Below are 12834 nucleotides of genomic sequence, written 5' to 3' on the forward strand. Positions count from 1 at the left end.
TGCCGTCGATTACCTTTTTTGGGCCGCGTCCGGATTTTTAAGCTGCCTGTGCGGCAGTGAACGTAACGTGTCCGAACTCGGTCTGGTTTGCATCTTTCTAAGCTGCCTACGCGGCAGCGAACCCGTTGACGGCGTCGAGGCTCTTCGCGCTGACTTTCTAAGCTACCTACGCGGCAGCGAACTAGCCCCACAACCCCACAACCCACTGATTTTAAAAACCTTCCCTTAACAAACACCCTCTCCACCCGAATTTCCCCTCTCCCCGCCCCCCCTTGCCCCACAAGGCTCCGGCGATTCTGCCGAAAAAAGGGTTCCCCGCGCAACCCGGCCGCCCCACGCCTCCCCACAGCCGCCAGATTTCACGCTACAGTGCGTGCTTTTCACCGAAAAGCACGCGAATCATGATCGAATTGCAGCAGATCGACCTGCGCACGGACCCGGCCGCGCAACGCGTCGTCAAGGATGAAACGGTGGAAGTCGAATTCGCGCCCGAGGCGGGCGAGCTGATGAGCCTCGAAGGCCCGAACCGCTATGCGGCCGGCGACGCGCTCGTGACGGGCTCGACGGGCGACCGCTGGGTGGTGTCGCGCGAGCGCTTCGATGCGAAATACCTGCCCGCGCAGCCCGACCTCGAACCTGGCCGACCCGGCGCGTACCGCAATCGTCCGAGCGTGGTGCTGGCCCGGCAAATGGACGCGCCGTTCACGATCGCGCGCTCCGAGAACGGCGACGTGCTGCGCGGCGCGGCCGGCGACTGGGTCATGCAATATGCGCCCGGCGACTACGGCGTCGTCCAGGCCCAGCGTTTCGCGCAGGTCTATCGCGTCGCGGACTGAGCCGCGACGCGACAGCAAACAACGCGGCAAACCACGCCTAAGCGAACTCCTCACCCAACGTGAGCGCGGCCTCGCGCTCCACGGCCTGCCCTTCCGCGTGCCGCTCCTCGAGCGAACCGATGAACGCCTCGACATAGGCGCGCAGCACCGCGTGGCTGCGCGCGCGCTGCATCGGCCGCATGGCCAGATAGCGCGCCAGCGCGGCCGCCTCGATCCGGACGTCGAGCGCCATGCGCCGCGGCGCGGAGCCGAAGCGCATGCCGAGCCACTGCACGTGCAGCAGGCGCCCCGCGTCGTCGCGGCGCTCGGCAAAGCTGGTCTGTTCGGGGAACAGGTCGCAGATCACATGCGCGAGTTCGTTGAACTCGGCGCTCGCGCAATCGTAGTGGTAGTCATCCATCAGTGGTCTCCGTGGCGGCTCAGGCCGCGTTCGACGCCGCCCGGCACCACCGGGCGAGCCCGGCGATCAGGATCATCGTCAGCACGCCGTACAGCGTGACCATGGTCGAAATGGGAATCGCGCCGGCATTGAACGCGATCAGCGGCAGGTCGCCGATCGGATGCAGCACGATCGCGAGCGGCAGGATCCAGCGCTTGCGCGCCTGCACGCCGCGCCAGACGATCACCGACATCGCGAGCTGGAACGTGAACGCGGCGATGCATTCGAACACGCGCACGCCGATCGACGGCACCGACATCGTCACCAGCATCATCTGGATGCGCAGCGCGAGATCGGTCGGCATGGTGGCGAGCTGTTCGTTGAGCTGGCCGCGCTGCGCGAGCCAGACGAGCCAGGTCCACTGGCCCAGCACGATCACGCCGACGAACCACGCCTGCGCGCCGCCAAAGCCGATGCCGTAGCCGAGCCCGCGTCCGTCGCCGGGCGACGCGCCGTAGCGCCGCTCGACGAAGCGCATCCCGAGATAGCGGCCGGCCTCCTCGAACACGGCGGCCGCGATCGTGCCGAACGCGACAAACGCGGCCGGCTTGACGAGGAACTGCGTGATGGCGGGCATGCCGAGCGCGAGCGCGTAGAAGCCGCGTTCGAGCAGCGTCGCGAACAGCATGAACGCGGCGATGCCGACGATCGCGTCGCGCCGGTCGAGCTTCATCGGGGCTTTCAGCAGACGGTACGTGACGATCGGCAGCAGCGCGACCAGCAGCGTGCCGACGATCAGCGCCACCAGCGTGGCGGGAGCAACAGTCATGACGATCCTTGAGCGAGTGCGGGCGCACCGAGCGGTGCGCGACCCCGCATGATACTCAGCTTGAGGTGGACGTGCGCACCACCAGCTCGCCGGGCAGCAGCGCCTCGCGCGCGGCGCCGGTGGCGCCGTCGATCCGGTCGTGGACGAATTCCACGGCACGGTGGCCGATTTCATAGGTCGGCTGGCGAATGGTGGTGATGCCGAGCAGTTCGGCCCATTCGGGATCGTCGATCGACAGCAGCGCTGCCTTTGCCTGCCAGCCGGCGCCATGCCGCGCGTGCAGATGGCGCGCGAGCGCGAGCGCGACCGGCGCGTTGGCGGCGAACAGCGCCGCGCGCCGCCCGGCCCGGCCGGCCGCCTCGACGCGCGCATCGACCTCGGCCAGCGCGACGCGCAGCGCGTCCGGCTCGCCGAGATCGGCGATCACGCTCGGCGCGACCTCGTGGCCCGCCTCGGCGAGCGCGGCACGAAACGCCGCCTCGCGCAGCCGGCGCGAGCTGACCTGCTCGAACGGCTGCACCACGAACGTCACGCTCGTATAACCGCGGTCGAGCAGATGCGCGAGCCCGGCGCGCACCGCGGCGGCGTTGTCGAGGCCGACCAGGTCGGCGTCGAAGCCGTCCACGCGGCGATCCACCAGCACGGTCGGAATCCCGCAGCCGCGCAGCGGCAGCAGCGCATCCTCGCGCGCACCGAGCGCGTTGACGATCATGCCTTCCACGCGATAGGTGGTGAGCAGCTGCAGATAGCGGCGCTCCATGTCGGCTTCGTTGGCCGCATGGCAGATCAGCGGCATGTAGCCGAGCGCGTGGCAGGCCGCCTCGACGCCCTGCAGCACCTCGACGGTATAGGGATTGGTCAGGTCGGCGGCCAGCAGCCCGAGCAGCCGGTTGCGGCCGCGCTTGAGCCCGCGCGCCATCTGGTTGGGCCGGTAGTTGAGACGCTGGATCGCCGCCTCGATGCGCCCGCGCAGGTCGGCCGACAGCACGTTGGTCTCGCCGTTCAGATAGCGCGAGACGCTGGTCTTGCCGGTGCCGGCTTCGCGCGCGACGTCGCTGATCGTGGCCGGGCGCGCGGCCGACGGCGGACGGAACTCGCTCATCGCGTGGCCTGCGGGTGGGCGGCTCGCGCGAGGCGGGCGCGACGTCGGCGGGATCGGAACAAGCAGGTCAACTGATCAATTCTCCAGTGAGCGCGGCGCCGCGGCAGGTTCGCCCGGCCCGCGCGACAGCGTGATGCCGCGCTCGCGAACCGGCACGATCGCATGGCCAGCGCGCGATCATAACGCAGCCGGTCGCGGCCCGAAACGAGGGTTCACTCGGTTCGCGCGCCGCGGTCGCGGGCCGGCGATCGGCGCCGGCGGGCAAGGCCCGCGACGGTGCGCGGTAACCATCGGCGCTCGGCCAGCGGCGCGATTCGGCTGGGCCGCCCACGCGGCGCGGCTCCCGGGCCGAAGTGGCCGCGCCGGCGCGCTCCATGGGACACCTTCGCGCCGGCACGCCCGGTGGCCGTTCGCGCAACGCCGAATACCGGCCATCCGATATCGTCTATCCGGACGCCGGCATCTCCGGCCCAGCCCGTATGGTCTCGTTTGCGGCCCGGCCTCAGCCGCGCCCGTTCAGCACGTCGCGATTGACGATGTTCTCGCGCAGCGTGCCGTCGAGCGCACCGATCAGGTTCTCGGCCGCGTTGCGCGCCATCGCGTGACGCGTCTCGGCGGTAGCCGAGCCGATATGCGGCAGCGCCACCACGTTCTTCATCGCGAGCAGCGGCGAATCGGCGGCCACCGGCTCGTGCTCGAACACGTCGAGGCCGGCGCCGCGGATCGTGCCGGCGCGCAGCGCCTCGACCAGCGCGGCCTCGTCCACCACCGGCCCGCGCGCGGCGTTGATCAGGATCCCGTTGCGCTTCATCTTCGCGAACTCGGGCGCGCCGATCAGGTGCCGCGTCGCCTCGGTCAGCGGCACCTGCAGGCAGACGAAGTCGGCGGTGGCGAGCAACTCGTCGAGCGGCACGCGGCGCGCGCCGAACTGCGCCTCGGCCTGCTCGTTGGGGCTGCGGTTGGTGTACAGCACGCGCATCCGGAAACCGAGCGCCGCGCGCCGCGCCACCGCCGCGCCGATCCGGCCGAGCCCGACGATGCCGAGCGTCTTGCCCTGCACGTCGGTACCGTAATGCGGCTCGCCGATGCTCTTCTTCCACTCGCCCGCCTTGACGTACTCGGCCAGCTCCACCACCCGGCGCGCGCTCGCGAGGATCAGCGCGAACACGGTGTCGGCGGTCGATTCGGTCAGCACGTCGGGCGTGTGGGCGAGCACGATGCCGCGTCGCGTCAGGTCCGCGACGTCGAACTGGTCGTAGCCGACCGAGATGGTCGACCACGCGCGCAGCTTCGGCGCACCGTCGAGCATCGCGGCGGTCACCGGCACGCTCGCGCCGATCGCGCCGTCGGCCGTGGCGAGCGCCTCGGTCAGCGCGGCGGCGCCGTCGGCCTGGATCACCTCGGCGTGGTCGCGCAGATAGGCGAGGACATCATCGGGCAGCGCCTTGTAGGCGACGATACGGTAAGTCATGCGATTCATTTCCCTGTAGTGGAGTGCGCGAGCGGCGGCGCTTCGTCCGGCTGCGGCCTGACGATCAGCGTCAGCACGACCGACGCCAGCAGCGCCACGCTCATGAACGCATACGAGGCGGCCGGCGTGCCGGTGGCGCCGTTCAGATACCCGACGAAATAGGAGCCGACGAACGAGCCGAGCGCGCCCATGCTGTTGATCAGCGCCATCGCGCCGCCCGCCACGTTCTTCGGCAGCAGCTCGGGCACGATCGCGAAGAACGGCCCGTAGGGCGCGTACATCGCGGCGCCCGCGAGCACCAGCAGCGCATACGAGAGCCAGAAATGCGTCGAGCCGAGCGCGTAGGAGCCCGCGAACGCGAGCGCGCCGATCAGCAGGAACGGCCAGACGAACGCCTTGCGGGTATCGAGTTTATCCGACGCCCATGACACGACGAGCATCGCGATGGTGGCGGCCAGGTACGGCAGCGCCGAGAGCCAGCCGGTGGCCACCATGCCGAGCGACGAACCGTTGCTGACGATCGACGGCAGCCACAGCACGAAGCCGTATACGCCGATGCTCCAGCAGAAATACTGCGCGCTGAGCACCATCACGGCCGGCTGGCGGAACGCCTCGCGATAGTTGCGCACCGGCTTCAGCGCGGCCTGCTCGCCGGCGAGCACGCGCTCGATGTCGCGCTTCTCGTCGGCTGACAGCCATTTCGCCTGCGCCGGCCGGTCCTGCACCAGGCACCACCAGCACACGGCCCAGACCAGCGCCGGCACGCCCTCGGCGACGAACATGTGGCGCCAGCCGTATTCATGGACGAGATAGCCCGACACCACCGACATCCAGAGCACCGTGACCGGGTTGCCGAGGATCAGGAACGTGTTGGCGCGCGAGCGCTCGTGCTTCGTGAACCAGTTGCTGATGTAGATCAGCATGGCCGGCATCACGGCGGCCTCGACCACGCCGAGCGCGAAGCGGATCGCCATCAGCGACGGGATGTTGCTGACCACGCCGGTCAGCGCCGCGCAGGCGCCCCACAGCACGAGGCTCCAGAACACCAGGCGCTTGACGCTGCGGCGCTCGGCATAGATCGCGCCGGGAATCTGGAAGAAGAAGTAGCCGAGGAAGAACAGCGCGCCGATCAGCGAGGCGAGCCCCTTGCCGATGCCGAGATCGTGGTTGATGCCGGCGGCCGAGGCGAAGCCGAAGTTCGCGCGATCGAGATAGGCGAGGCTGTAGGTGATGAAGACGATCGGCATGATCTTCCACCAGCGGCGAATCGCGAGCGTTTGGGGCATGGGGTTGTCTCCTTCGGCGTGAGCCGCCGTATCGGGTTCTTCGTCTACCGCGGGCCGCGCCCGCGGGTTGCGGCCGGTCGCGCGCCGCGCCGCTCGCACGGCGCCGGCGCGCGCCGATTATCGCGCGAGCGGCGCCTCGGCGGTGGCCTGCGATGGATGATGCGCCGCCACTACGCCTTCGAGGCGGTCGAGCTGCTCGCGCGTCGGCAGCCCCTCGGAGTCGCCGATCACCTGGATCGCGAGCGCGCCGATCCGGTTGCCGCGCGCCACCGCCGCTTCGATCGGCCGGCCTTCGAGCAGCGCGCTGACCACGCCGACCGCGAAGCCGTCGCCGGCGCCGACCGTGTCGACCACGCGCTCGACGCGCTCGCCGGCCACCGTGCCCTCCTCGCCGCGCGCCGTCAGGTAGTAGGCGCCGGCCTCGCCGAGCTTGATCACGACGCCGGCGCGCGCGCCGTTGGCCAGATAGAAGCGCGCGATCTCGGCCGGCGTGTCGAGGCCGGTCAGCTTGCGGCCTTCGGCCAGCCCGGGCAGCACCCAGTCGGCCTGCGAGGCGAGTTCGTTGAGCGTGCGCGCCATGACCTCGGCGGACGGCCACAGGGTCGGGCGCAGGTTCGGATCGAACGAAATGGTCTTGCCGGCCGCGCGCATCTCGCGCGCGAGATGGAACGCGAGTTCGCACGAGCTCGACGAGATCGCCGGCGCCACGCCCGTCAGGTGCAGGTGGCGCGCGCCGAGCACGTAGCCGGCGGCGTAGTCGTCGAGCGAGAGATGGCTCGCGGCCGAGCCCTTGCGGAAGTATTCGACGTCGGGATCGGCGCCGTCCTCGGCGCGCGCCTTGAGCTGGAAGCCGGTGCGGTGGCGTTCGTCGATCGTCACGCACGACGCGTCGATGCCTTCGTGCGCGAGCGTGTCGAGCACGTGGCGGCCGAACGAATCGGCGCCCACCCGGCTCACGTAGCCGACCCGGAAGCCGAGCCGCGCGAGGCCGATCGCGACGTTCAGGTCCGCGCCGGCGATGCGCTTCGTGAACTGCTCGGCCTGCGCGAGCGGGCCGGGCGCGTTCGCGACGAACAGCGTCATCGCCTCGCCGTAGGTGACGATTTCGACGGGGGATTGCGACATACGGAACACTCCTTCGGAAAACGGGATCAGGCGGCTTCGAGCCAGGCGACGCGGCGACGCGCGTCGGCGGCGAGGTCGGCCGGATCGAACGGGAACTCGATGCCGCGCGGCACGTGGCGCGGCAGCGCCGCGAGCACCGGCACGCAGAGCGGATCGGCCGGCTGCGGCGCCACCGCGAAGCGACGCGCGCCCTCGCCCGTCACGGCCTTGCAGTGGATGTACTCGACATGGGCGGCCAGCGCGCCGGCCGCGTCGAGCGGCACCTCGCCGGGCCAGATCCAGTTGCCGACGTCGAACGTCATGCCGATCAGGTCCGCGGCACCTTCCTCGCGCAGCGCGCCGAACAGGCCGGTGAACTGCGCGAGCGTGCCGCCGAGCACGAGTTGGCTGTTCTCGACCAGCACGCGCGCCCGCGCGCCGCGCGCCGCCTCGGCGATCGCGCGCGCATGCGTCGCGCCGGCGAAGCCGCCAAGCTGAAATTTCACGAAGCGCGCGCCAAGCGCGTCGGCCTCGGTCAGTGACGTGACGAGCGCGTCGCGGTCGAGCGCGCCGTCGTCGCGATAGAGGTTGGCCGGGGTCGAATAGACGGCCCACAGGCCGGCGGCGGCGATCGCGCCGCCCAGCGCGGCCAGCGCGGCGCCCGACGCGTCGTGCTCCGCCGCGAACAGCTCGCGGCGCACCTCGAACCCCGACGCGCCCGCCTGCGCCGCGGCCGCGACGAACGCGGCGTGCCCCTCGCGGCGAATCGCGTCGGCCCCGTAGGCGCTCGCGACGATCACGATGTCTGCCATGTCTGCCCTTCCCTCGATCAATGATGCAGGTCGAACCGATTCGACCCGCAATGATTGGAACCGGTTCCAGTTCAATGGACCGAATGGTGCGCCTCGGGTTTTGCGGCGGCCATAGAGGAAATCCCTAGGAAATACCGGTGCGGCGGCGAGGGGATCGGCGGCGAAAGCGCGGCGAAAGCCGGTTCGGCAGATCGCGCCGCGTCCGTCGCCGGGCTGGCTTCGTCGTGCCGCTCGTCACGCCCTAATCGCCGGCTCGCCGCTCGTCCGGCGCGTCGCCCTGCGCCAGACTCATCTCGAGAAACTTCGCGGCCACGCGCGACGGCGTGGCCGCATGCGGCACCAGCACCGAGAAGCGCCGTACCAGCGGCTGCGGCGCGATCGAGCGCATCACCAGCGCCGCGTCGCCGCGCAGCGACATCGCCGAGACAAAGCCCACGCCCATCCCGGCCCGCACGGCCTCCTTGACGGCCTCGACGCCGGCAATCTCGAGCGCCACGCGCACCGGCACGCCGGCCCGCGCGAACGCGCGCTCCACCAGCTGCCGCACGCCCGAACCGGCCTCGCGCAGCACCAGCGGCGATTCGGCCAGCACTTCGAGCGTGACCGCGCGGCCCGCCGAGGCGGCGAGCGGATGCGAGGCCGGCATGATCGCGACGATCTCGTCCTCGCGCCACGGATGCACCGCCGTGCCGGGCGGCAGCGCGTCGCCGGGCGGGCCTTCGATCAGCGCGAGATCGAGCGAGCCGAGGGCGGCCACCACGTCGGCCGTGTTGCCGGTCATGGTCTGGATCGCGACGCCGGGCGCGAGCGGCCGGAATTCGGCGATCAGGTACGGCAGCAGGTAGCTGGCCGGCGTGGTGCTGGCGCCCACCCGCAGCGTGCCGCGCTCGACGCCGCGCACCGCGTCGCGATAGGCACGCGCCTGCGCGAAGGTGTCCCGCAGGCGCGCGGCCAGCGGCACCAGCTGCTCGCCCACCGGCGTCAGGCGCACGCCACGCCCGTCGCGCAGGTAGAGCGGCTCGCCGAATTCGTCCTGCAGCTGCCGCAGCTGGCCCGACACGGCCGGCTGCGACAGATGCAGCGCCTCGGCCGCGCGGCTGATGTTGAGCAACTCGGCCACGGTCACGAACGTTATCAGTTGATCCGGGTTCATTCCTGAAAAATATCAGATTTTCCGATAATTGATGTCACTAATCACAATTTTTCATATCTATATATCCAAATTAGGATTAGGCCATCGCATCGAACGCCGGAACCACCGCCATGAGCACCGCCACTCCCACCCTGTCGCATGCCGCCGCGCCGTCGCTGCGCGGCCAGCTGAACGGCGTGCTGTTCGTCGCGCTGTTCGCCGCGGCGGTCACGAGCCTGTCCGCGCTGCCCGCGGTCGCGCGGCTCGGCCTCTCGCCGCTGATCGTCGGGATCATCGCCGGCACCGTCTATGGCAACGCGCTGCGCGACGGCATGCCGGCCAGTTGGGCGGCCGGCGTCAACTTCTCGGCGCGCAAGCTGCTGCGCATCGCGGTGGCGTTCTTCGGGCTGCGCGTGAGCCTGCAGGAGATCGCGCAGGTCGGGCTGCCCGGGCTGGCCGTCTCGGTGCTGGTGGTGGTCAGCACGCTCGTGATCGGCACCTGGGTGGGCACGAAGCTGCTCAAGCTCGACCGCGACACGGCGCTGCTGACGGCGGCCGGCAGCGCGATCTGCGGCGCCGCGGCGGTGCTCGCGTTCGAATCGACGCTGCAATCGAAGCCGCACCAGAGCGCGATGGCGGTCGGCAGCGTGGTGCTGTTCGGCACGCTCTCGATGTTCGCCTACCCGCTCGCCTGGCACGCCGGCTGGATTCCGCTCGACGCGCAGGGCCTCGGCCTCTTCTTCGGCGGCACGATCCACGAGGTCGCGCAGGTGGTGGGCGCGGCGAGCGACGTGAGCGCGCAGGTGGTGCATACCGCGACGATCGTCAAGATGACGCGCGTGATGCTGCTGGTGCCGGTGCTGCTCGCGCTCGGCGCCTGGCTCGCGCGGCCGGTCCGCGGCGCGCATGGCGCGAATGGCGAGCACGGCGGCGCCGCCGGGCACGGCCGGCGCAGGCTCGCGGTGCCGTGGTTCGCGCTCGGCTTCCTCGGCTTCGTGATCGTGAATTCGCTCGGCGTGCTGTCCGACCCGACGGTCCACGCGCTGAACACGCTCGACACGTTCGCGCTGACCATGGCCATGACGGCGCTCGGCATCGAGACGCGCCTCTCGCAGATCCGCGCGGCCGGCCCGCGCGCGCTGACGGCCGGCTTCGTGCTGTACCTGTGGCTGATCGCGGGCGGCTTCGGCATCACCTGGCTGGTCGAGCGCTGGCTTGGCTGATTCGCCCGACCGCGCCCGCCGCCCCGGCCTCCGCGCCGCGCCCGCCTGGCTCAGGCGCGCGCGGCGCGGTGCTATGCTTGCCGTCGACTTTCTCCGCCCGCCCGTCGACCTCGTGCTGTCCTTTCTCCTGAAGCTGCGCACCCGCGCACAAGCGCTGTTCCGCCTGTCGGACGCCCACACCATGCTGATCTGGTCCGTGATCGTCGGCATCAGCGGCGCGTTCGCGACGATCCTGTTCCGCGAGGGCATCGACACGATCCAGCGGCTGGTGTCCGGCTCGTCCGGCAGCTTCGTCGAGATGGCCAGGCGCCTGCCGTGGCAGACGCGGGTCTGGCTGCCGGCCGCGGGCGGCTTCCTGGCCGGCTGCGTGCTATTGGCCGCGCAGCGCGGCCAGGCCAAGAAATCGGGCGCCGACTACATGGAAGCGGTGGCGCTCGGCGACGGCGTGGTGCCGGTGGGCGAAAGCCTCTGGCGCAGCGCGTCGTCGCTGCTGACGATCGGCAGCGGCGGCTCGATCGGCCGCGAAGGCCCGATGGTCCAGCTCGCCGCGCTGGCCGCCTCGCTGGTGGGACGCGTCGCGCGCTTCGATCCGCCGCGCCTGCGCCTGCTGGTGGCCTGCGGCGCCGCGGCCGGCATCACCTCGGCCTACAACGCGCCGATCGCCGGCGCGTTCTTCGTCGGCGAGATCGTGCTCGGCGCGATCGCGATGGAAAGCTTCGGGCCGATGCTGGTGGCCTCGGTGGTGGCCAACATCACGATGCGCGAGTTCGCCGGCTACCGCCCGCCCTACGAGATGCCGGTGTTCCCGGCCGTGGCGGGCCTCGAGGTGCTCGCGTTCGTCGCGCTCGGCCTGCTGTGCGGCGCCGCCGCGCCGCAGTTCCTGCGCCTGCTGGCCGCCTCGAAGGCGCGCTTTCGCCAGCTGCCCGCGCCGCTGCCGGTGCGGCTCGCGCTCGGCGGCCTCGCGGTCGGCGTGATCTCGGTGTGGGTGCCCGACGTCTGGGGCAACGGCTACAGCGTGGTCAACTCGATCCTGCACGCGCCGTGGACCTGGCAGGCACTCGTCATCGTGCTCGTGTTCAAGCTGCTGGCCACCGCGGCCACCTCGGGCTCGGGCGCGGTGGGCGGGATCTTCACGCCGACGCTGTTCGTCGGCGCCACGGTGGGCGCGCTGTTCGGCCTCGCCATGCAGGCGCTGCTGCCGGGCCACGTGTCGGCCGCGTATGCCTACGCGATCGTCGGGATGGGCGCGTTCCTGGCCGGCGCGACGCAGGCGCCGCTGATGGCGATCCTGATGATCTTCGAGATGACGCTGAGCTACCAGGTGGTGCTGCCGCTGATGGTGTCGTGCGTGGTGGCCTACTTCGGCGCGCGCGCGCTCGGCCGGACCTCGATGTACGAGATCACGCTGCGCCGCCATCGCGACGAGGAGGAGCGGCTGCGGCTGCGCGCGACCCAGATGCGCGCGCTGATCCAGCCCGCGCAGACTGTCGTGCGGCTCGACGCGAGCGTCGCCGAGATGACGCGCGTGTTCCTCGAATATCCGGTCAAGTACCTCTACGTGACCGACGAGGACGGCCGCTTCCGCGGCGCGGTGGCGCTGAAGGACATCACCTCGGACCTGCTGGAAGGCCGCGACACCGCGCACCGGACGGCCGCCGGCTACGTCCACACGCCGTTCCCGCTGCTCACGCCCGACATGGCGCTCGGCGCCGCCTTCGAGCATTTCATGAGCTTCCAGGGCGAGCGGCTGCCGGTGGTGGAAAGCCTCGCGGAGCCGGTGCTGGCGGGGGTCGTCTACAAGACCTCGCTGCTCGACGCGTACCGGCGCATGAACGCGAGCCGCTGAGGCGACGCGCGGCAAGCGGCAACGGCAAGCGGCAGCAGGAAAAAACGGCGGGAACGGAACGGCGGCGACGCCGCGCGAGCAACGCCGGCCGCGGCCCGGCGCAGGTCAGTCGGGCGCGCGGCCCAGCACGACGCGCGCGAAGAAGCCGGCCAGCGTCGCCTCGGTCAGGTCGAGCGACACGTGCTGCGGGTCGGCGACGTGGAACGACTGCACGCCGTCGCACAGCCCCATCAGGCCGATCGCGAGCACCTCGGCGGGCAGCAGCAGCGGCGTGCCCGACTGCTCGACGAACATCTCGATGGTGTGCGTCATGTCCTCGAGCTTCTCGCGCATGAACGCGATGTAGCGGGTGCGGAACTTCGCGTCGCGCGCCGCCTGCAGCCGCGCCTCGCACCAGAGCAGGAACGCCGGGCTCTTGCGCAGGAAGCCGCTGTAGAACGCCAGCGCGCTCGCCTCCATGCGCTCGCGCGTGCCGCCCGCCTCGAAGATCTGGTACAGCTCCGAGCGCACCGTCTCGTGGTCGCGCCGCAACAGCTCGAACAGCAGTTCGGCCTTGCCGCCGAAATTCGAATAGAACGCGCCGCGCGTGTAGCCGGCCGCCGCCGCGATGTCCTCGACGCTCGCGGCCACATACCCCTTCTTCGTAAATATCGCGTGCGCGGAATTGAGCAGGCGCTCACGCGTCTGGTCTTTGCTCTGCTCGCGGGTCAGGCGCTTCGGTTTCATAGGCGCGAAGTCTAGCACTTTTCAATTTCCGATTCAGCTTTGCATTCAGATACAGCCATGTATTAGAATCCATCACCGTTTTCGAGAT

12 protein-coding genes are annotated in these 12834 nt (G+C 70.5%); 3 read left to right on the forward strand and 9 right to left on the reverse strand.

Annotated features, from left to right (window positions below; all coding sequences use genetic code 11):
* Window positions 1-401: 401 nt before the first annotated feature.
* Complete coding sequence (locus BpN12_RS25270) at window positions 402-836, forward strand: PGDYG domain-containing protein (RefSeq protein ID WP_246794984.1); 435 nt, start codon at window positions 402-404, stop codon at window positions 834-836.
* Window positions 837-873: 37 nt separating this feature from the next.
* Here the strand turns inward: BpN12_RS25270 and BpN12_RS25275 are convergent, their stop codons facing one another.
* From BpN12_RS25275 to BpN12_RS25310, 8 genes are all read right to left on the reverse strand, one after another.
* The gene (locus tag BpN12_RS25275) at window positions 874-1236 is read right to left on the reverse strand and encodes a DUF3022 domain-containing protein (RefSeq protein WP_246794985.1); all 363 of its coding nucleotides are present in this window, start codon (window positions 1234-1236) and stop codon (window positions 874-876) included.
* Window positions 1237-1255: 19 nt separating this feature from the next.
* Window positions 1256-2044 carry a YhfC family glutamic-type intramembrane protease gene (locus BpN12_RS25280; protein WP_246794986.1) on the reverse strand — a complete coding sequence of 263 codons (789 nt, stop codon included), beginning with the start codon at window positions 2042-2044 and terminating at the stop codon, window positions 1256-1258.
* A 55-nt stretch (window positions 2045-2099) separates the two neighbouring features.
* Window positions 2100-3146, reverse strand: a complete 1047-nt coding sequence (locus BpN12_RS25285) for a LacI family DNA-binding transcriptional regulator (RefSeq protein ID WP_246794987.1) — start codon at window positions 3144-3146, stop codon at window positions 2100-2102.
* A 502-nt stretch (window positions 3147-3648) separates the two neighbouring features.
* Window positions 3649-4617: a 2-hydroxyacid dehydrogenase gene (locus tag BpN12_RS25290; RefSeq protein WP_246794988.1), complete on the reverse strand. Its 969-nt coding sequence runs from the start codon at window positions 4615-4617 to the stop codon at window positions 3649-3651.
* A gap of 5 nt (window positions 4618-4622) precedes the next feature.
* A complete protein-coding gene (locus BpN12_RS25295) occupies window positions 4623-5903 on the reverse strand; it encodes an MFS transporter (protein WP_246794989.1) in 1281 nt (426 codons plus the stop codon).
* A gap of 117 nt (window positions 5904-6020) precedes the next feature.
* Window positions 6021-7028, reverse strand: a complete 1008-nt coding sequence (locus tag BpN12_RS25300; RefSeq protein ID WP_246794990.1) for a sugar kinase — start codon at window positions 7026-7028, stop codon at window positions 6021-6023.
* A gap of 26 nt (window positions 7029-7054) precedes the next feature.
* The gene (locus BpN12_RS25305) at window positions 7055-7819 is read right to left on the reverse strand and encodes a TIM barrel protein (protein ID WP_246794991.1); all 765 of its coding nucleotides are present in this window, start codon (window positions 7817-7819) and stop codon (window positions 7055-7057) included.
* A gap of 241 nt (window positions 7820-8060) precedes the next feature.
* Window positions 8061-8972 carry a LysR family transcriptional regulator gene (locus BpN12_RS25310; protein ID WP_246794992.1) on the reverse strand — a complete coding sequence of 304 codons (912 nt, stop codon included), beginning with the start codon at window positions 8970-8972 and terminating at the stop codon, window positions 8061-8063.
* 110 nt (window positions 8973-9082) lie between these two features.
* Here BpN12_RS25310 and BpN12_RS25315 point away from each other — a divergent pair, with 110 nt between their 5' ends.
* Together BpN12_RS25315 and BpN12_RS25320 are read left to right on the forward strand one after the other, a co-directional pair.
* Window positions 9083-10174, forward strand: a complete 1092-nt coding sequence (locus tag BpN12_RS25315) for a YeiH family protein (protein WP_246794993.1) — start codon at window positions 9083-9085, stop codon at window positions 10172-10174.
* A gap of 112 nt (window positions 10175-10286) precedes the next feature.
* The gene (locus BpN12_RS25320; protein ID WP_246797999.1) at window positions 10287-12020 is read left to right on the forward strand and encodes a ClcB-like voltage-gated chloride channel protein; all 1734 of its coding nucleotides are present in this window, start codon (window positions 10287-10289) and stop codon (window positions 12018-12020) included.
* Window positions 12021-12125: 105 nt separating this feature from the next.
* Here the strand turns inward: BpN12_RS25320 and BpN12_RS25325 are convergent, their stop codons facing one another.
* Window positions 12126-12746: a TetR/AcrR family transcriptional regulator gene (locus BpN12_RS25325; protein ID WP_246794994.1), complete on the reverse strand. Its 621-nt coding sequence runs from the start codon at window positions 12744-12746 to the stop codon at window positions 12126-12128.
* Window positions 12747-12834: the final 88 nt, after the last annotated feature.

Source organism: Burkholderia perseverans (assembly GCF_022870505.1).
GTDB classification, from domain to species: Bacteria; Pseudomonadota; Gammaproteobacteria; order Burkholderiales; family Burkholderiaceae; genus Burkholderia; species Burkholderia plantarii.